The sequence below is a fragment of the Qipengyuania sp. YIM B01966 genome (genome assembly GCF_016461955.1).
Taxonomy (GTDB): Bacteria; Pseudomonadota; Alphaproteobacteria; order Sphingomonadales; family Sphingomonadaceae; genus QFOP01.
Genome location: NZ_JADMNM010000002.1, coordinates 184,580 through 203,256, shown reverse-complemented (window position 1 = coordinate 203,256; position 18,677 = coordinate 184,580). Strand labels below are relative to the sequence as shown.

15 protein-coding genes are annotated in these 18,677 nt (G+C 66.6%); 10 read left to right on the top strand and 5 right to left on the bottom strand.

All coding sequences use genetic code 11. The features are described from left to right. Nucleotide 1: 1 nt before the first annotated feature. Genes ILT46_RS03665 through ILT46_RS03635 form a run of 7 tightly spaced genes read left to right on the top strand, consistent with a single transcriptional unit; the run spans nucleotide 2 to nucleotide 9,436 of the window. On the top strand, nucleotides 2-1,636 hold the full coding sequence (locus tag ILT46_RS03665; protein ID WP_199503290.1) for a preprotein translocase subunit YajC: 1,635 nt from the start codon (nucleotides 2-4) through the stop codon (nucleotides 1,634-1,636). Nucleotides 1,637-1,646: 10 nt separating this feature from the next. Next, nucleotides 1,647-2,810 carry an XrtA/PEP-CTERM system-associated ATPase gene (locus ILT46_RS03660; protein WP_199503289.1) on the top strand — a complete coding sequence of 388 codons (1,164 nt, stop codon included), beginning with the start codon at nucleotides 1,647-1,649 and terminating at the stop codon, nucleotides 2,808-2,810. A 10-nt stretch (nucleotides 2,811-2,820) separates the two neighbouring features. Then, complete coding sequence (locus ILT46_RS03655; protein ID WP_199503288.1) at nucleotides 2,821-3,717, top strand: XrtA system polysaccharide deacetylase; 897 nt, start codon at nucleotides 2,821-2,823, stop codon at nucleotides 3,715-3,717. After that, complete coding sequence (locus ILT46_RS03650) at nucleotides 3,714-4,775, top strand: FemAB family XrtA/PEP-CTERM system-associated protein (protein WP_199503287.1); 1,062 nt, start codon at nucleotides 3,714-3,716, stop codon at nucleotides 4,773-4,775. The genes ILT46_RS03655 and ILT46_RS03650 overlap by 4 nt, the downstream gene beginning before the upstream one ends. Beyond that, the gene (locus ILT46_RS03645; protein ID WP_199503286.1) at nucleotides 4,772-5,995 is read left to right on the top strand and encodes a TIGR03087 family PEP-CTERM/XrtA system glycosyltransferase; all 1,224 of its coding nucleotides are present in this window, start codon (nucleotides 4,772-4,774) and stop codon (nucleotides 5,993-5,995) included. Before ILT46_RS03650 ends, ILT46_RS03645 begins: the two co-directional genes overlap by 4 nt. Beyond that, complete coding sequence (xrtA, locus tag ILT46_RS03640) at nucleotides 5,985-7,538, top strand: exosortase A (protein ID WP_199503285.1); 1,554 nt, start codon at nucleotides 5,985-5,987, stop codon at nucleotides 7,536-7,538. The genes ILT46_RS03645 and xrtA overlap by 11 nt, the downstream gene beginning before the upstream one ends. Further along, nucleotides 7,538-9,436, top strand: coding sequence for an XrtA/PEP-CTERM system amidotransferase (locus ILT46_RS03635; RefSeq protein WP_199503284.1), 1,899 nt, complete (start codon nucleotides 7,538-7,540; stop codon nucleotides 9,434-9,436). The genes xrtA and ILT46_RS03635 overlap by 1 nt, the downstream gene beginning before the upstream one ends. Here the strand turns inward: ILT46_RS03635 and zapE are convergent. From zapE to ILT46_RS03615, 4 genes are read right to left on the bottom strand one after another with little or no spacing between them, the layout of a single operon-like run. Next, nucleotides 9,433-10,557 carry a cell division protein ZapE gene (gene zapE, locus ILT46_RS03630; RefSeq protein WP_199503283.1) on the bottom strand — a complete coding sequence of 375 codons (1,125 nt, stop codon included), beginning with the start codon at nucleotides 10,555-10,557 and terminating at the stop codon, nucleotides 9,433-9,435. The two genes, ILT46_RS03635 and zapE, sit on opposite strands and share 4 nt — an antisense overlap. Then, nucleotides 10,554-11,006 (bottom strand): PaaI family thioesterase, encoded by a 453-nt coding sequence (locus ILT46_RS03625; RefSeq protein ID WP_370592318.1) that lies wholly within the window; start codon nucleotides 11,004-11,006, stop codon nucleotides 10,554-10,556. Before ILT46_RS03625 ends, zapE begins: the two co-directional genes overlap by 4 nt. Next, complete coding sequence (locus ILT46_RS03620; protein ID WP_199503282.1) at nucleotides 11,003-11,785, bottom strand: succinate dehydrogenase iron-sulfur subunit; 783 nt, start codon at nucleotides 11,783-11,785, stop codon at nucleotides 11,003-11,005. Before ILT46_RS03620 ends, ILT46_RS03625 begins: the two co-directional genes overlap by 4 nt. A 26-nt stretch (nucleotides 11,786-11,811) precedes the next feature. Next, nucleotides 11,812-13,014, bottom strand: coding sequence for a hypothetical protein (locus tag ILT46_RS03615; RefSeq protein WP_199503281.1), 1,203 nt, complete (start codon nucleotides 13,012-13,014; stop codon nucleotides 11,812-11,814). A 30-nt stretch (nucleotides 13,015-13,044) separates the two neighbouring features. On the opposite strand from ILT46_RS03615, the gene ILT46_RS03610 reads away from it, so the two are divergent. The 3 genes from ILT46_RS03610 to ILT46_RS03600 are packed head-to-tail and all read left to right on the top strand — an operon-like array spanning nucleotide 13,045 to nucleotide 15,826. Continuing rightward, the gene (locus ILT46_RS03610; RefSeq protein WP_233396968.1) at nucleotides 13,045-14,436 is read left to right on the top strand and encodes a lipopolysaccharide biosynthesis protein; all 1,392 of its coding nucleotides are present in this window, start codon (nucleotides 13,045-13,047) and stop codon (nucleotides 14,434-14,436) included. Then, nucleotides 14,433-15,194 (top strand): nucleotidyltransferase family protein, encoded by a 762-nt coding sequence (locus ILT46_RS03605; RefSeq protein WP_199503280.1) that lies wholly within the window; start codon nucleotides 14,433-14,435, stop codon nucleotides 15,192-15,194. The genes ILT46_RS03610 and ILT46_RS03605 overlap by 4 nt, the downstream gene beginning before the upstream one ends. Beyond that, nucleotides 15,191-15,826: a class I SAM-dependent methyltransferase gene (locus tag ILT46_RS03600; RefSeq protein WP_199503279.1), complete on the top strand. Its 636-nt coding sequence runs from the start codon at nucleotides 15,191-15,193 to the stop codon at nucleotides 15,824-15,826. The genes ILT46_RS03605 and ILT46_RS03600 overlap by 4 nt, the downstream gene beginning before the upstream one ends. Before the next feature lie 54 nt (nucleotides 15,827-15,880). Here ILT46_RS03600 and ILT46_RS03595 read toward each other — a convergent pair whose 3' ends face one another. After that, nucleotides 15,881-18,649 carry an Rne/Rng family ribonuclease gene (locus ILT46_RS03595; RefSeq protein WP_199503278.1) on the bottom strand — a complete coding sequence of 923 codons (2,769 nt, stop codon included), beginning with the start codon at nucleotides 18,647-18,649 and terminating at the stop codon, nucleotides 15,881-15,883. Nucleotides 18,650-18,677 lie beyond the last annotated feature (28 nt).

Genomic DNA, 18,677 nt, shown 5'->3' with positions numbered 1-18,677 from the left:
GATGGGCCGAGCGTTCTTTCTCGGACTGGCCGCCTGTGCGCTTGCGCTGCCTGGCGCAGCGTCCGCGCAGGAACAGGGCGCGTCTGGTCAGGAGCGCCAAGCCCGTCAGCGCAACCTGCAGGTTCAGCCGTATATCGAGGCAGCGCAGATCTTCGTCGCTGAGCTTGCACCGGGTGACGACGTCGTGACGTATACCCAGCTCGCTGCCGGGGTCGATGCAACACTGACCGGACGGCGCAGCGGTGCTTCGGTTTCCGTCCGGTACGAACGCGCGATCGGATGGAGCAATGCGTCAGGCAGTGACACGCTCAGCGGGATTGCCCGCGCGTATGCGACGGTGGTGCCGCGCGCGCTGACGATTGAGGCAGGGGCGCTCGCTTCGCGCACCGAGGCGGGCGGGATCGGCTCGGGCGTAGCTAGCCGGTATCTGAACAATCAGGTCGGGAGCCAGCTGTATGCGGCATATGCCGGCCCGAACCTCCATGCCGAGGCGGGTGACGTGCAGCTGAACGGCCATTACCGGTTTGGGTACACGAGGGTCGAAACGCCTGCGATAGCTGCCAGTGGCACTGCGCCGGGCACGGTCGATGTCTTTGACGACAGCACTGTGCAAAGCGCCGCCATTCACGCTGCTACCCGTCCCGACCAACCGCTCCCGGTCGGCGTCGGCCTTGGCGCTGGGATTATGCAAGAGGATATCTCGAACCTCGATCAGCGGGTCCGCGATGCCCATGTGCGCGCCGATGTGACGCTGCCCGTCAGGCGCGGCCTGGCCGTGGCCGCCGGCGTCGGCTACGAACATGTCGAGGTTTCGGCGCGCGACGCTGTACGTGATGCGTCCGGGCTGCCGGTGCGCGATGCTGCCGGTCGCTATCTCACCGATCAGGCATTGCCGCGCCGCATCGCCTATGAAGTCGACGGGCTGATCTGGGATGTTGGCGTGATTTGGCGGCCGAGCCGTCGCACCGCCGCCGAAGCCCATATCGGACGGCGTTATGGATCCACCACCTATTACGGAAATTTCGCCTGGTCGCCTTCCAGCCGGAGCAGCGTCAACCTTGCCGTTTATGACGGCGTGTCGGGCGTGGGCGGGCAGATGACCCGAGCTTTGGCGGCGCTGCCGGTTGACTTCGCCGCGGCGCGCGATCCGCTGACGGGCGACATTACCGGCTGCGTCAGCGGCGAGGAGGGCGCCGATTGTCTAACTGGCGCGGTCGGCTCGGTCCGCTCGGCGGTGTTCCGGGGGCGTGGAATCACGGCGTCGTATGCGCGCCAGTTCGGGCGTATGAACGCAGGGCTGGCCGCGGGATACGACCGGCGCAGCTTTATCGCGGCGTCTGGCACCGTCTTGGCACCGGCCAACGGCGTGACTGACGAAAGCTGGTATCTTGCCGCGTTCCTCGACACGCCGATGGGGCGTGACGCGGGCCTGTCATTCAATGCCTATTCGCGCTGGCTCGATACGACGCTGGGCGCGGACGCGACGGCCATCGGCGCAGCGGCCGCGTATCGCCGGACCTTGATGCAGCGGCTGTCGGCGCGCGGGGCGCTGGCGGTCGACCATTATGACAGCGAGTTGGAACTGGCTGACACGACAGCGGTTTCGGCGCTGGTCGGCTTGCGCTACGATTTTTGAGGGTAATGCGATGTTCGACGATTTTTACGGCCTGACGGGACGCCCGTTCCAGCTGACGCCCGACCCCGATTTCTATTTCGAGAGCGCAACGCACCGCAAGGCGTTGTCCTATCTCGGCTATGGCCTTGCCCAGGGCGAAGGGTTCATCGTCATCACCGGGGAAATCGGATCGGGCAAATCGACGCTCGCCGCACACCTGATGCAGCGCATCGACCGCGAGCGGCTGACGGTGGGCCAGATCGTCACGAGCGCGCTCGACGGGGAGGAGCTGATCCACCTCGTCGCCCAGAGCTTCGGTCTTTTGGTTGAAGGGCACGACAAGGCTGCCGCGCTCGGCGCGATCGAGCAATTCCTGCACGAAGAGGCGCGCGCCGGCCGCCGCTGCCTGCTGGTGGTGGACGAATCGCAGAACCTGACCGTCGCCGCGCTCGAAGAATTGCGGATGCTGTCGAACTTCCAGCTCGGCGCGCATCCGCTGCTGCAATTGCTGCTGCTGGGCCAGCCGGAGTTCCGCCAGGTGCTGGCCGAACACGAATCGCTCGAACAGCTCCGCCAGCGCGTCATCGCGGCCCATCATCTCGAACCGATGGAACAGGCCGAGCTTGAGCCCTATATCCGCCACCGGCTCGAGAAGGTGGGCTGGGACGGCAATCCGGCCTTCGACCAGCGGGTGTTCACCGAACTGTTCGAAGCGACCAAGGGCATCCCGCGCCAGATCAACCAGGTCATGACGCGTCTGCTGCTGCTGGGCGCGGTCGAACAACGCAGCCGGATCGACAGTGCGATGCTGAGCGCGGTGCTCAAGGAAATGCGGAGCGACAGCGCCTTTCCCTCGGCTGCGCCGCGCCCGATGCCGCGGGTCGAGCCGACGCTGGGCGATTCGGTCAAACAGATCGCGCACGGGCAGGCGGGTCAGGGGCAGGGCGGCGGCGCCAATGCCAGCGACATGCTGCGCCTGCTCGCCGAGCGCGACGCGCAGATCGGTGAACTGCAGCAGGCGGTGATTGAACTGGCGGACAAGCACAGCGCAGGTGTTCGGTTGCCGGCCGATCATCTGGAGCGGCTGGCCGAGATCGAGGCGCGACTGGCCGAGCAGGAAACCTTGCTGCGCCGCACGCTGACCATGCTGATCGAATGGATCGAGCGGAACGACAATCCGCGCGCTGCCGCCTGAGGCAGGTGCGATGCCAGTGCCCATCCTGAACGGCCCCGCGCCGGGCAGCATCGTCAACGGCTTGTCGGTCGATGTGGAGGATTGGTTTCAGGTCGGTGCCTTCGAAACGGTGATCCCCCGCAGCGATTGGGACGGGCTGGCCTTGCGCGTCGAGGACAATGTCGCGCGGATCCTGGATCTGTTCGCCGCTGCCGAGGTCAAGGCGACGTTCTTCACGCTTGGCTGGGTTGCTCAGCGGCAACCGGCAACAATCCGCCGGATTGTCGATGCGGGGCACGAACTGGCAAGCCACGGCTGGGACCATGCGCGGGTCTTCACGCTCGACCGGGCACGCTTTGCCGACGATATCGCCCGCGCGCGCGGCGTGCTCGAGGATGCAGGCGGCACCGCAATTATCGGCTACCGCGCGCCCAGCTTCTCGATCGATACGCGCACGCCGTGGGCGTATGATGTGCTGGCGGAACATGGCTATACCTATTCCTCCAGCGTCGCGCCGGTGGTCCATGATCATTATGGCTGGCGCAATGCGCCGCGCTTCGCCTTCTGTCCCCTGGCCGCGAGCCCGCTGGTCGAGTTGCCGGTGACCACTGCGATGCTGGGAGGCAGGCGGTTGGCAGCGGGCGGAGGCGGATTTTTCCGCGTGCTGCCCTATGCCTTTACGCGCTGGGCGATCCGTCAGGTCAACGGCGAAGAACGGCGTCCGGCCATGTTCTACTTTCACCCGTGGGAAATCGACCCCGACCAGCCGCGCGTGCCCAATGCGCCGCTGCGCTCGCGCCTGCGCCACTACACCAACCTGACGCGCATGGCGGACAAGCTCGCTGACCTGCTGCGGGAATTTTCGTGGGATCGGATGGACGTGATCGCCCGCGCCGAGGCACCGCTGGCGACCAGGCTTGCTGCATGAACGCTACCAACGCGCTGGCAGCTATGGTGCGCCGGGCGGAGCTGGATTATCCGGCCGAGGCCGCGCGAATTGAAACGTTCGTCGCGGCGCTGAGCGGCAGCGTGTTCCATCGGCCCTTGTGGCTGCGCGCCGTCGAACAGGGCACCCAGCAAAGCGCCTGCGGTCTAATCGCGGAGCGGGATGGCGTAATCGTCGGCTGGCTGCCGCTCACCGAGGTACATTCCCCGTTATTCGGGCGCGCGCTGGTTTCGAGCGGCTTTGCGGTGGGCGGAGGTGTCCTGACGGCTGAATCGACCGTGGCCGAACAATTGTGCGAGGCGGCGAAGAGCCTCGCGCTCAGCCTGTCCTGTCCGGGCATCGAACTGCGCGGGCCTGCGACAGGGCCCGGTTGGGAGGAGCGCCGCGACAGCCATTGCGGCTTTGTGGGACCCATCGCCGCCGATGACGAAGCCCAATTGCTCGCGATCCCGCGCAAGCACCGGGCCGAGGTCCGCAAGGGGCTGGCAGGGGGCCTCGAGGTGACGACCGGGCGCGACGAGGCCGAGCGCAGTGCGCACTATGCTGTCTATGCCGAAAGTGTCCGCAATCTCGGCACGCCGGTCTTTCCGCGCAGCCTGTTTGACGCCGTGCTCGACCTGTTCGGCCCCGATGCCGACATCCTCACCGTGCGCGCCGGCGGGGTTCCCGTGGCCAGCGTCCTCTCGCTCTATCACCAGGGTGCGGTGCTGCCCTATTGGGGCGGCGGCGTGCGCGCGGCGCGCCAGTTGCGTGCCAACGAATTGATGTATTTCGCGCTGATGGGTCATGCCCGGACCAAAGGCTGCACTTTGTTCGATTTCGGCCGTTCGAAAACCGGCAGCGGGCCGTACCATTATAAGCGCAATTGGGGTTTTGAACCGCAGCCGCTCGAATATGCCCACTGGACCGCGCCGGGTGCCAAACGGCGCGATGCGGACCCGACCAGTCCCGCCTTCGCCCGCAAGATTGCCATCTGGCAGCGCCTGCCCCTGCCCATCGCCAACAAGATCGGCCCTTGGATCGCGCGGGGGCTGGCATGAGTGGCGAAATCCTGTTCCTCGCCCACCGGGTGCCATTCCCGCCGGATCGGGGGGACAAGATCCGTTCGCATTACCTGCTTCGCCATCTTGCGACGCTGGCGCCGGTTCATGTCGGGTGCTTTGCCGATGACGCGCGCGATTTGGGCCAGCTGGATGGGCTCGACGCAGTGGCGGCCAGCCGCATGGTCGTGCTGCGCGATAAGGCGCTGCCGGTCGCCGGCCTCGAGGCGCTCGCACGCGGGCTGCCGGTCAGCCTGACCGCCTTTCGCAGTAACCGGCTGGCCCAATGGGTCGCGCGCACATTGGCAGAACGGCCGATCGGGGCGGTTGTCGTGTTTTCCGGGCAAATGGGGCAGTTCGTGCCCGCCGATTACCGGGGCCGACTGGTCGTCGATTTGTGCGACGTCGATTCGGCGAAGTTCGAGGCCTATGCGGCAGATGCCCCCCGCTGGCGGCGCTGGATTGAGGGGCGCGAAGGGCGGTTGCTGGCGCAGGAGGAAGCGCGGCTGGCGCGGCGCGCAGATGCCACCTCGCTGATCAGCGAGCCGGAGGCCGCCTTGCTGCGAGGCCGGCTGGCAGACCCCGGTGAAGCGCGCATTGCCGTGATCGGCAATGGGATCGACACGCAGGCGTTCGATCCCGCTCGCGTCGTGCCGCATCGCGACCTGGCTGGTGCCGCCGCGCCCCAACTCGTCTTTACCGGGCAGATGGATTACCCGCCCAACATCGCCGCGGTCCAGCGCACCGTCGCCGCGATCCTGCCCCTTATCCGCCAGCGCCATTCGGGCGCGACGTTTCATATCGTTGGACGCGCGCCCAGCGCCGCGGTGCGCCAGCTCGCAGGCGACGGGGTGGTTGTGTGGGGCGAGGTACTCGATGTGCGCCCGTTCCTCGCCGGGGCCGACCTCGTGCTCGCCCCGCTGATGCTGGCGCGCGGAGTGCAGAACAAGGTGCTCGAAGCGATGGCCATGGCCCGCCCGGTCGTGCTGACTAGCGGAGCGGCGACCGGCATTTCCGCACAAGAGGGCACGGATTTCGCCGTTGCCGATAGCGATGCGGCGTTGGCCGAGGCGGCAAACGCTTTGTTGTCGGACGCGGCCAAGGCCGGCGCGATGGGCCGCAGTGCGCGCGCCTTTGTCATAACCAGGCATGGCTGGGATGCGATGCTGGCGCCCATGGCCGGGCTGCTCGGCATGGAAAGCGCAGACGATGCGCGTTGAGGTCGCACTGGCTCATCATCGGGTGGCCCCGTGGCGTGGGGCGCTGATTTCGCTGGGGGCGGTGGCCGCCGCGTTGTTGCTGCTTGCCGCTGGCGACTGGGCGGCGATGGCCGATCAGTGGTGGAACTCCTCGACCTATAACCATATCCTGTTCATTCCGCTGATCATCGCCTGGCTGGTACAACTCCGCCGGGAGGAGCTATCGCGGCTTGAACCGCGCAGCTGGTGGCCGGGACTGCTGTTCCTCGCCGGGGCGCTGCTCCTGTGGGTGCTCGGCCGGTTCGCCGGGGTCAATCTGGTGAGCCAGTTTGCCGCCGTGGCGATGCTCGTCGCCGTGGTGCCGCTGATGCTCGGCCCGCGCGTCACCGCCGGGCTGGCGTTTCCGCTGGCCTATGCCTTGTTCCTTGTCCCGTTTGGCGACGAATTGGTGCCTGCGTTGCAGACCATCACCGCAAAGATCGTCATCGCCTTGACGCATCTCAGCGGGGTCGATGCGGTGATCGAAGGCGTGTTCATCGATACACCTGCTGGTCTGTTCGAAGTGGCCGAAGCGTGCTCGGGCGTAAAGTTCCTCGTCGCGATGATCGCGCTCGGCGTGCTGGTGGCCCATGTGTGTTTCGTCAGCTGGCGGCGCCGCGCGCTGTTCATGGCGGCGGCGATCCTGCTGCCAATCATCGCCAATGCGGTGCGCGCCTGGGGCACGATCTACATCGCCCAGTTCGCCGGGGTCGAATTCGCCGCCGGCTTCGACCACATTTTCTACGGCTGGATTTTCTTCGCCCTGGTCGTCGCGCTGTTGCTGGCAGTGGCGTGGCGCTGGTTCGACCGCGATCCGGACGAGGTGCCGATCAGTGCAGAGCGGCTGACGGATAATCGTATGCTGGACCGCCTGGCGACCGCGCGAATGGGCATTGTGCCTGCCGGGCTGTCAGCCGCAGCCTTGGCTCTGGCCGCCGGCGGGTGGCTGGCGGCGGGTAGTAACCTCGCGGCGCCGCTCCCGCAGCAATTGCGCGCGCCGGTGGTGGCGGGGTGGATGCTGATTGACCAACCGCAGCTCCTCGACTGGCACCCGCGCGCTGCGGGGGCCGATCGGCGGCTGGCCGTGCGCTACCGCCATGAGGACGGCGCCATCGTCGATCTGTTTGTCGCTGCTTATGCGGCGCAAGGCGAAGGGCGCGAGGCCGGCGCAATGGGCGAGGGCGCGCTGGTGCCGGATACCGAATGGCGCTGGCTTGAGCGGGGCGCCCAGACGCCCGCATATTCGGCGGACTGGCTGTTCGCGCTCGGTTCGATCAGGCGGCTGGCACAAACGAGTTATGTGCACGGCGATTTGGTCACCGGCAGCGCCGCGAGGCTCCGGCTCGCCACGCTGACCGACCGCGTGACCCTTCGCGCCGAGCCGACACTGATGGTGATCCTCAGCGCCGAACAGGGGCCGGGGCTGACGCAGGAGCCTGAAGCCGCGCTGGCCGCCTTCCGCCGCGATGCGGGGGCCGAGGCCTTGTCGGCCGAGCGCCTGCTTGGCGAAAGGCTGGCTCGCTGATGTGCGGCATCGCCGGCATTTTTCACACGCAGACCGCTAAACCGGTCGATCCCGCTCGGGTCGAGCGCATGATCGCAACGCTTGCCCATCGCGGACCGGACGGGGCCGGCGTGTGGACCGCGCGAGGCGTCGGGCTGGGACATCGCCGACTGTCGATTATCGATCTGGCCGGCTCGCCGCAGCCGATGCATTCGGCCGATGGCCGCGCGGTGATCGTGTTCAATGGCGAAATCTATAATTACCGCGAACTGCGCAGTGAATTGGCGCGTGCCGGGGCGCGGTTTTTGACCCATGGCGATACCGAAACGATCCTCGCGGCATGGCAGAAGTGGGGGCCGGCGTGCCTCGACCGGCTGCACGGCATGTTCGCCTTCGCGCTCTATGATCTGGACCGGCGCGAGCTGTTCCTCGCCCGTGACCGGCTGGGGGTGAAACCGCTCTTCACCGCGCAGCTCAGCGATGGCAGCATCGCCTTCGCCTCCGAGCTGAAAGGCTTGCTCGCCCATCCGCTGCTGCGGCGCGAGGTCGATCCGCTGGCGGTCGAGGATTTCCTGACCTGGGGCTACGTGCCTGACCAGCGCGGCTTTCTGCGCGGGGTCGGCAAACTGCCGGCCGGGCATTATCAGCTGCTGCGCCACGATGCCCCGCCGCCGCCGCCGGTCCAGTGGTGGGACGTCTCGTTTGCCGAGCGCGCGCGGGGCAGCACGGCCGATCTGTCGGCAACTCTGCTCCACCATCTGCGCAATGCCGTCAGCTCGCGCATGGTGGCCGATGTGCCGCTGGGCGCGTTCCTGTCGGGCGGGGTCGATTCATCCAGCGTGGTCGCGCTGATGGCTGAACGCAGCGCCGACCCCGTTCGCACCTGCTCGATCGGGTTCGACGAGGTGGCGCTGGACGAGACCTCCTATGCCCGGCAGGTCGCGGGGCTGTTCGACACGACCCACGCGCAGCAGCAGGTCGGGAGTGACGATTTCAGCCAGCTTGACCGGCTCGCCGGCATCTATGACGAGCCGTTTGCCGACGCCTCTGCCTTGCCGACCTTGCGCGTATGCGAACTGGCCCGGCAACACGTGACGGTGGCGCTATCGGGCGATGGCGCTGACGAGGCGCTGGCCGGGTATCGGCGGCAGATATTCCACGCCCGCGAGGAGCAGGCCCGCGCGCTGCTGCCGGCGGGCTTGCGGCGCAACGTCCTGGGCCGGCTGGGCGCCCTCTGGCCGCAGGCCGACTGGGCGCCGCGTCCCTTGCGCGCGCGCGCCACGCTGCTTTCGCTCGCGGGGGAGGGGGATGAAGGCTACGCTGCCGCGCTGGCGATCACCACCGGCACGCAGCGCCGCGCGCTTTACAATCCGGCGTTTGCGGCAAGTCTTGCCGGCTATCGCGGCGAACAGGCGCTGATCGACACCATGCGCCAGGCCCCCGCACGCGATGGGCTCGACCGGGCGCAATATGCGGATCTAAAATTCTGGCTGCCGGGCGATATCCTGACCAAGACCGATCGGGCGAGCATGGCAGTGGGGCTGGAGGTGCGCGAACCGCTGCTCGATCATCGGCTGATCGAATTTGCCGCCACCCTCCCGCTGCGCCAGCGCATCCGCGGTACTCAGGGCAAGTGGCTGCTCAAACACACGATGGAGCGCTATCTGCCGCGCGACATCCTTTGCCGGCCGAAGCAGGGTTTCGTCACCCCGATCAGCCACTGGCTGCGCGGTCCGTTGGCGGGTGAGGCGCGGGCGATTGCCTCAGCCGGCGGGATTGCCCGCACCGGCTGGTTCGCGCCGGCGCACCTCTCGCTGCTGGCTGACGAACATATTGCCGGGCGCCGCGATCATGGCCGCGTCTTGTGGCAATTGCTGATGCTCGAGCGGTCGCTGCGGCATCTGGGAGTGACCGGCTAACCCTGCGCCCCGTGGCCCAGCGCCATGTAGTCGGCGCTCTGCATTTCATTGAGACGGCTGACCGTGCGTTCGAATTCGAACGCGCCATCGCCCTGCTGGTACAGCGCGTCAGGTTCGGCGGCCGCGGTGGCGAACAGCTTGACCCGGTTTTCGTACAACGCGTCGATCAGCTTGGTGAAGCGTAGCGCCATGTCACGATTTTCGGGGCCCATGCGCGGAATGCCGACGATGATCACCGTGTGATAAGCTTGTGAGATGGCGAGATAATCCGCCGCCCCTCTGTTCTCGCCGCAGAGCCGCTTGAAGCTGAACACCGCCACGCCCTTGAGGCTCTTGGGCACGTGCAATGTGCGTCCCCCGCCTAGATCGAGATCGGCGCTGGGGACGTGCGCGGCATCTTCGGGTTCGTAATCGGTCAGGCGGAAGAACGCCTCGCGCACGCTGGCGGTTGCCGGATCGCCAAGTGGGGTATGCCAATTGTCGATCCCGGCAAGGCGCTCCATCCGGTAATCGACCGGGCCGTTGAGCGCGATGACATCCATCTCCCGCTCGACCAGATCGATGAACGGCAGGAACAGCGCGCGGTTGAGCCCGTCCTTGTAGAGATCGCGCGGCGCGCGATTGCTCGTGGTGACGATGGTGACGCCTTCGTCCACGATGAGCGCTGTGAACAACCGCCCCATGATCGCCGCGTCGGCGGTGTTGGTCACGACCATCTCGTCAAAAGCGAGCACGCGGAGGCCGCTCCCGATCCTTGTCGCCACCGGCGCGATCGGATCGCCGCTCTCGCGCCGACGTTCCTCGCGGATCAGCGCATCGACTTCGAGCATGAATGCGTGGAAATGGACCCGCCGCTTTTCGGTGATGGGCAGCGTTTCGACGAACAGGTCCATCAGCATCGACTTGCCGCGTCCGACGCCGCCCCACAGATAAAGGCCGCGCGGCCGCGGTGTTGGGCCACGCTTGAACAGCCGGCCCAGCAGCCCGCCGCCCCTGTCGCTTGTGTCGGCGAGTTCGCCCTGCAGCCGGTCAAGCGCCTCGGCGGCGTGTTCCTGCGCGCTGTCGGGTCGCAATTCGCCTGCCGCGACCAGCGCGCGGTAACGCTCCAGCATCCCGCTCATCCAGCCTTGCGCACCAGCCCGCTGAAGGCGGCAACCAGATGCGCGCCCTGAACCACCTCGCCGCGCAGGAACAGCATGCGGCGCGTCTCGCGGATCACCTCGACCACCGCATCGAGCGGCTCGTCGACCTTGCCGGCGCCAATGAACTGCGTGCTCAGCTCCAGCGTCACCGCAGGGCCGGCATTGCCGCTGGTCAGCGTGTGCATGGCGGCAAACAGCGAGATGTCGATCAGCGACAGCGTGGTCGCCCCGTGGATCATTTCCTGCAGATTGGTGTGCCGCCGTTCGGGGAACATCCTCAGGCGACATCTTGCGCCTTCGGTGCGGACGATCATCTCGCCCATCACCACGGCGTTGAACCGCGTCTTGTCCCTCAGATTCCAGCTATACCAGCCGGGCTGATCGGGCAGTTCGTGATAATCGAAAAAGTCCGGGTTCGCGTCGTTCACAGGTGGCGCGTGACCTGCATCTTCTTGATTTCGGCAATGGCGCGCGCGGGGCTAAGGCCCTTGGGGCAGACATTGGCGCAGTTCATGATCGTATGGCACCGATAGAGCCGGAACGGGTCTTCAAGCTGGTCGAGCCGTTCACCCGTCATCTCGTCACGGCTGTCAGCCAGCCAGCGATAGGCCTGCAGCAGAATCGCCGGGCCGAGGAACTTGTCCGAATTCCACCAATAGCTGGGGCAAGCGGTGGAGCAGCAAGCGCACAGGATGCATTCGTATAGCCCGTCGAGCTGTTCGCGCTGTTCGGGCGTCTGCAACCGTTCCTTCCCGCTTGGCGTAGGGCTGACCGTCTGCAACCACGGCCGGATCGAGGCATATTGCGCATAGAAATGGCTGAAATCTGGGACCAAATCCTTGATCACGTCCATGTGCGGCAGCGGGGTGATGCGGATTTCGCCCTTCAGGTCTTCGATGGCCGTAGTGCAGGCCAGAGCGTTCTTTCCGTTCAGGTTCATTGAGCATGAACCGCAAATCCCCTCGCGGCAGGATTTGCGAAACGTCAAAGTGGGATCAATCTCGTTCTTGATCTTGTTCAGCGCATCGAGGACCATCGGGCCGCACTGGTCGAGATCAATCTCGAACGTGTCGTAGCGTGGATTTTGCCCGCTGTCGGGATCATACCGGTAGATCTTGAACTGCTTCACCCGCGCCGCACCGCTGGCGGTGTGCCGCTGGCCTTTGCCGGTAATGCGCGAATTGGCCGGGAGAGTGAAGGTCGCCATCAAGATGCCCTGTCTGTTTGTGCCGCCTATCTAGCCGCTTGCGGGACGAGGGCAAGCCGCGCCCGCGCAAAAATCGCTGCGGCTATGGCGTCGGCCGCCCGCGCACTGGCCGGGCGGGTGCCGAGATCGATTGTATAGGCAAAGATGTCCTGCTGCACCGCGCGGTGGGCGGCGCCGATGCTGGCGAAATCGGGCAAGATCGCCGCCAGCGCCGCTGCATCGTGAACCACCGGTCCGGCCTTCCAGAACAGGTGCCAGTCGTCATCCTCGCTGCGCGCCTCCGCGCCGCGGCAATCGAGGAAGAAACAGGGGCGCGGAAGGGCGAGAAATTCGTACACCTGGCTCGACACGTCACCGATATAGGCGTCGGCACTCAGCATATAGCTCATGTCGAACAGGCGCGGGCCGTCGGTATCGATCAGGATGTTGGGCGCGGTGAAGGCCTCAGGCGGTATCTCAGGCCGGCGCCGGGCCCGGCGGTATTCTGGCGAGGCGTGCAATTCCTTGCGGAACAGCATCACGTGGGGCGCAAAGATCAGGTTGAACTGCTGCCCTGCCGGGCTGGCGAACCAGCGCAGCAGATCCGGCCCGGCATCGTACCAGCTCGACAGATGCGGATCGAAGTGCGGATTATAAACGAAGGTCGGGCGGCCATTGCCGAAGAAGTCCGGCCGGGCGGCCAGGTCGACCTGCTCGAACTTGGGATAGCCGACGATAATCAGTTTTTCGGGCGCAACCCCGTGCGCGGCGAGTTGATCGACCACCTTCTGCCCGGCGACAAAGCTGTAATCGAACCGCTGGTAATCGGGGTGGTAGGCCACGCTCCTGTCGCCGGCGCCGTGTGGCAGCTTGGCAAACAACGGCGTCTGTGCGGGCGGCAGCCAGCGCTTGACGATGAGACAGGTACGTTCGGTCGAAATCACCATGTCCGCTTCGGCGAACAGCCTGCGATTGGTCCGCAAACGCAGCAGGCGCGAGGCAGGGAGCAGCCGGTCGAGCGGCCGGGCAAGGGCACGCGCCCAGCCGGGCAGGGCAAGCTCCTCCCACCGGATCAATGCGCAGGTCGCGGGGTCGATCAGCTCCTCCAGCCGCGCGCGGATATCGCTCGTCGAATAGGCGATTACGGTCTCGATGTCCGTATGCTCGCGCGCCATAGCCGCTGCGACCGGCGCCAGATGCGCCACCTGATGCGCAGCATCGTGGTTGAACAGGAACAGCGCGCGGGCCATGACGGGCGCGGATAAGCGAGGCATTGTCACTTGGCAAAGCTCTTCGCGCTGCGCCATAGACGGCGCCGTGACAGACCGATGGTGCCGCTGATGGAGACGGATGCCGCGCTCCGCCCCCGGCGGAGCGGCCTCGCCAACATTCTCAAGAACCTCGGCTGGCTATTGGGCGGCAAGGGGTTCGGCGCGCTGTGCAGCCTGATCTATCTGGCGGTGCTGTCGCGCTCGCTCGGGCTCAAGGAGTTCGGCCACTTCTCGCTGATCTTCGGCACCGGCCAGGCGCTGGTGGCGGTCGCCAGTTTCCAGACCTGGCAAACGCTGGTGAAATTCGGCGCCGCGCCGGTGCACGTGCAAGACTGGGCCCGGTTCGGTCGGCTGGCCTGGCTCTGCGGGGCGATCGATGTCAGCGGCGCTATCGTCGGCTGCGTGATCGCCTTTGTCGTGTATTACGGCTTCGGCGAGGCGCTCAACCTGAACCCTGCCTATGTCGACATGGCGTTTGCGTTCAACTGCGCGCTGCTGTGGTCGCGCATGACCACGCCCAACGGGATCGTGCGCGTGCTCGACCGGTTCGATCTTGGCTCCTATGTCGAAGCGATCGTTCCGGCTGGCCGCTTGATCGCATCCTTCGTCATCGTCCTCGCCGGCGCGACGGTGGGCCGGTTCCTGTTCGCCTGGGCGCTGTTCGATTTGTTGGCAGCCGCGGCCTATTGGGTGGTCGCAAGCCGGCTGGTGCCGCAAGCGTTGCGGCGCGAGAATTTCGGCCACTGGCGGCAGACCTTGCGCGAGAATGCCGGGCTGTCGGCGTTCTTCGGCGTGACCTATTGCAGCTCGACCCTCGATGCGATCTACAAGCAGGGGCCGCTGCTCGCGGTGGGCGCGCTGATGGGCACAAGCGCGGCCGGGCTGTACCGGCTGGCGGATCAGCTGGCGCAGAGCATCGGCAAGCTCTCGACCCTGATCGCCCGGGCCGTATTCCCCGAATTCGCCATGGCGCATATCGAGGCCGACCCGCACGCCTTCCGCCGGCTCGTGCGGCAGGTGACGGCGATGGCCGGGATTGGCGGGATCACCGTCGCGCTTGTCGCGCTACTGTTTGGCGAGACCATTCTGGCGGTGATTGGCGGGCCTGAATTCGTTGCCGGCGCGGCGGTGCTGGTGCCTTTGGCCATCGGCGCGTCGTTCGAACTGGCGGCGGTGACCTATGAACCGATGCTCTATTCCACAGGCCACGCGACCTATCCGCTAATCGTGCGTACGGTGGCGCTGGCGGCGCTGGGCGTGGGCATCCTCGCCCTGGCCGGCTTCGGACCTGTCGGGGTCGGCTGGGCGGTGGCGGGCGGGCTGGCGCTGGCCTATCTTCTGATGAGCGCGACGGTGTGGTCGGTGCTGCGCCATGCACGCCGTGCGAGCGCGGCTGCATGAGCTTCAACGCGCTGGTGCTGGCTGGCACGCGGCCAGGGGGCGACCCGCTGGCGAGGGCCGAGGAGCTGTCGCACAAGGGGCTGATCTCGGTGGCCGGCCAGCCGATCATCGTTCGCGTGCTGGCCGCTTTGCGAGAGGCCGGCGCCGCAAGAATCGGTGTTGTGGCTGACGATCCTGCCATCATCCAATTGGCCGGGCAGTTCGGCGCCGAGATCGTCGCGCCCGCGCCGGGCCCCAGCGCCAGCGCCGCAGCGGGCTTTGCCCAGATCGGCGAGCCGCTGGTGGTGACAACCTCGGACCACGCGCTGCTGCGGGCTGAATGGGTGCGCCAGCTGGTCCGCGATGCACCGCCTGCTTGCGATGTCGCGGTGATGCTCGCCCGGCGCGATGCCGTGGAGCGCGCGCTGCCGGGTTCGGAGCGCACCTATCTGCGCTTCGCCGACGGCGAATGGTCGGGCTGCAACCTGTTTCTGCTGGGCAGCCCCGCCGCCAATTCGGCGCTGGCGACGTGGCAACGGATCGAGGCGGACCGCAAGCGCCCGTGGAAGATTGTCTCCCGCCTCGGCCCTATGACCTTGCTCGATTATCTGTTCGGGCGGCTCACGCTGGCGGAGGGGATTGCGCGGCTGGGCCGGCGGATCGGGATCGACGCCGCTCTGGTGGCGGCGGAGGACGGGCTGGCCGCGGTCGATGTGGACAAGCTGGCCGATTTGGTTGCCGTGCGCGCCGTGCTCTCTCGCGCTGGGAACGACGCGTGAGCGGTCGCCCGGGATTTTATGAACGGCGCGTCCTACCCCGCCTGATCGGCTGCGCGTGCAGCCAGCCGGTACTGACGCGTTTGCGCGCCGAGGTGGTGCCGCAAGCGCGCGGCGCGATGTTCGAACTGGGCTGCGGCGGCGGGCTCAATCAACCGTTCTACCGGCCCGAGCAGATCAGCCGGTTTGTCGGGATCGATCCCAATCTGGCGCTGCTCGATGCCGCGCGCGCGGCCGCGGCGCGGCGCTTTGCCGACAGCGCCTTTCACCAGGCAGGCGGCGAGGCGATACCGGCAGCAGACGCTGCGTTTGACAGCATCGTGTGCACCTTCACGCTGTGTTCGGTGACGGACCATCCACGGACGATTGCCGAAATGCGGCGGGTGCTGAAACCTGACGGTGTGCTGCTGTTCGTCGAGCACGGCCGCGCGCCCGATTCGGGCGTGCAGCGCTGGCAGCGGATAGTCGAGCCCGTGTGGAAGCGCCTCGCCGGCAATTGCCACCTGACGCGGCCGATCGCTGTGGCGCTTGCCGATCAGGGTTTTACCGTCGAGCCGATGGGCCGCGAATATATCGCTCGTACACCGCGCCCGCTCGGCTGGATGGAGTGGGGCCGGGCGGTGCGCACAGCCTGATCGCGAAGCCGGTGGCGGGGGCGCGCCAACGGGCCGCCCCCGCCGATCCGTTCATCAATCGCCGAATGTGCGCTGCCACCAACCGCGCTTCGCCGGACGCGGCGTGTCGTCCTCGGCGCTCGCCGGGACCGGTGCTTCCTGATCCGCCAGCATCGCCGGTGAGCTTTCGGTAACGTCGATCTCGACCGTTTCGGTCGCGATCAGCTCGGCCGGTTCGGCTTTGGCGGGTGCTTTCCGCCGAGGCGCGCGGCGCTGTTTGGGCTCGGCCGCCACCTCGGCTTCGGCGGGCTCGGCGGTCGCCTCCGCAGGCACGTCGGCCTTCTTGCGAGCGCGCGGCGCCCGCTTGGGCTTATCGGCGGTTTCGGCCACCTGCCCATCCTCAGCCATGTCCGCAGCGGGCTGAGCCTTCCGGGCGCGTGAACGGCGCTTGGGCTTGTCTTCGGTGGCGGGGGCAACGTCCGCTTCATCTTCGCCCGGCGGCGGGGGCGCGACGGGCATATCCGCATCGACCTGCGCGCCGATCTCTTGAAGCGCATTTGCCTCTGCCACCGTCGGCGTCAGTTCTGCATCATTTTCCGGACCTTCCAGGGTGCCGTTGTCGCCGCCCTCGTAGCCGCCGTTTTCGCCATTTTCGCCGTTACCCCGGCCGCGCCGGCGACGGCCGCCGCGCCGGCGACGCTTCTTCGGGCGTTCCTCACCGTCACCATCGGCCGCATGCGGTTCGGCTGTCTCATCCTCATCGGCCTCGTCCAGCGAGCGCTCTTCACCAGTGCTCTCGTCAAGCTCCTCACGCCGACGATTGCGATTGCGACCCCCGCGCGAGCGGCGGCGCTTGCGACTGGCATCGCCGTCACCGCGCTCGCCATCATCCTCCTCGCGGTCGTCGGAATCCTCCTCGACATAATCGTCGTCGTCATCGTCGACGATCGGGTCGAACCGCGGGGCCTCAGCGGGCGGCGGGCCGGAGCTGGCGATGCGCATCTTGGCGCCTTCGTCCTCGCCCTCGGGAAGCACCTCCACCTTGACGTTGTAGCGGTGCTCGATCTCCTGCAGATCGGCGCGCTTTTCGTTCAGCAGATAGATCGCCGCTTCGGTGCTGGCCGACAACGTGATGACCGAGCCCTTGCCGCGCGCTGCCTCGTCCTCGATCAGGCGCAGCGCCGACAGGCCCGCGCTCGATGCCGTGCGGACCAGACCGGTGCCGTCGCAATGCGGGCAATCGCGCGTGGTCGCCTCGAGCACCCCCGTCCGCAATCGCTGGCGGCTCATTTCCATCAGCCCGAAGCTGGAAATACGGCCGATCTGGATGCGCGCACGGTCGTTCTTGAGCGCATCCTTCATGCACTTCTCGACCTTGCGAATGTTGGAGCTGTACTCCATGTCGATGAAGTCGATCACCACCAGCCCGGCCATGTCACGCAAGCGCAGCTGGCGGGCGATTTCCTTCGCCGCCTCCAGGTTGGTGTTGCAGGCGGTCGCCTCGATCCCGTGCTCTTTGGTCGAGCGACCCGAATTGATGTCGATCGACACCAGCGCCTCGGTCGGGTTAATGACCAGATAGCCGCCCGATTTGAGCTGCACCACCGGATCGTACATCGCGCGCAGCTGATCTTCGGCGCCATAGCGCTGGAACAGCGGCACCGGGTCGGAATAGGCCTTCACCCGCCGCGCATGACTGGGCATCAGCAGCTTCATGAACTGCTTGGCCGATTTGTAGCCCTCCTCGCCCTCGACGACGACTTCCTCGATCTCGCGATTGTAGATATCGCGGATGGCGCGCTTAATGAGGTCGCTGTCCGAATGGATCAGCGCCGGCGCGGCCGAGGCCAGCGTGCGCTCGCGGATTTCGTCCCACACGCGGGCGAGATAGTCGAAATCGCGCTTGATCTCGGTACGGGTCCGTTCGAGCCCGGCGGTGCGGACGATCAGGCCCATCGTGCGCGGCAGCGACAGGTCAGAAACGATCTGCTTCAACCGCTTGCGATCGCCGGCCGAGCTTATCTTGCGGCTGATGCCGCCGCCGCTGGTCGAATTGGGCATCAGCACGCAGTAGCGGCCCGCGAGGCTGAGATAGGTGGTCAGCGCGGCGCCCTTGTTGCCGCGCTCTTCCTTGACGACCTGGACCAGCAGCACCTGCCGCCGCTGGATGACGTCCTGGATCTTGTAGCGGCGGCGCAGTTCCTGCCGGCGGGCGCGCGCATCGTCGACTTCCTTGGTCCGCTCGCGCTGGCCGCGGCCCTGCCGGCGGCGGCCACGACGCTGGCGGCCATTATCGCCATCCTGCTCGCCGGCATCGTTTCCGTCGCCCTCGTGCGGGTGATCCTCGAACGCGGCGTGATCGCCGTCGTCTTCGACGCGGCCATCCTCGATCGTCGCGACATCGCCCTGTTCGGAAGTATCAACCTCCTGCACGCCGTCTTCGGCGATTTCCTCGACCAGCGCCTCGGCGCTTTCGGGATTCTCGGCGTCATATTCGTCGCCGGGCATTTCTCCGCGATCTTCTTCCTCGGCGCGCAGACGGGCTTCTTCCTCGGCCGCTTCGGCTTCGGCCTGAATCAGCGCGTCGCGGTCAGCCTTGGGGATCTGATAGTAATCGGGGTGGATTTCGCTAAAGGCGAGAAAGCCGTGCCGGTTGCCGCCGAAATCGACGAACGCGGCCTGCAGGCTCGGTTCGACGCGGGTTACCTTGGCGAGGTATATATTACCTTTGATCTGCTTGTGTTCAGCAGATTCGAAATCGAATTCTTCAATCCGGTTTCCCTTGATCACCGCCACCCGGGTTTCTTCCGGGTGGCGCGCATCGATCAGCATACGCGTTGCCATTATGAATTCTCCATGCGCGGGCACGCCG

Coding starts and splice junctions, on each gene's coding strand:
- ILT46_RS03665 (WP_199503290.1), top strand. CDS start 2: ATGGGCCGAGCGTTCTTTCTCGGACTGGCCGCCTGTGCGCTTGCGCTG.
- ILT46_RS03660 (WP_199503289.1), top strand. CDS start 1,647: ATGTTCGACGATTTTTACGGCCTGACGGGACGCCCGTTCCAGCTGACG.
- ILT46_RS03655 (WP_199503288.1), top strand. CDS start 2,821: ATGCCAGTGCCCATCCTGAACGGCCCCGCGCCGGGCAGCATCGTCAAC.
- ILT46_RS03650 (WP_199503287.1), top strand. CDS start 3,714: ATGAACGCTACCAACGCGCTGGCAGCTATGGTGCGCCGGGCGGAGCTG.
- ILT46_RS03645 (WP_199503286.1), top strand. CDS start 4,772: ATGAGTGGCGAAATCCTGTTCCTCGCCCACCGGGTGCCATTCCCGCCG.
- xrtA (WP_199503285.1), top strand. CDS start 5,985: ATGCGCGTTGAGGTCGCACTGGCTCATCATCGGGTGGCCCCGTGGCGT.
- ILT46_RS03635 (WP_199503284.1), top strand. CDS start 7,538: ATGTGCGGCATCGCCGGCATTTTTCACACGCAGACCGCTAAACCGGTC.
- zapE (WP_199503283.1), bottom strand. CDS start 10,557: ATGAGCGGGATGCTGGAGCGTTACCGCGCGCTGGTCGCGGCAGGCGAA.
- ILT46_RS03620 (WP_199503282.1), bottom strand. CDS start 11,785: ATGGCGACCTTCACTCTCCCGGCCAATTCGCGCATTACCGGCAAAGGC.
- ILT46_RS03615 (WP_199503281.1), bottom strand. CDS start 13,014: ATGGCCCGCGCGCTGTTCCTGTTCAACCACGATGCTGCGCATCAGGTG.
- ILT46_RS03605 (WP_199503280.1), top strand. CDS start 14,433: ATGAGCTTCAACGCGCTGGTGCTGGCTGGCACGCGGCCAGGGGGCGAC.
- ILT46_RS03595 (WP_199503278.1), bottom strand. CDS start 18,649: ATGGCAACGCGTATGCTGATCGATGCGCGCCACCCGGAAGAAACCCGG.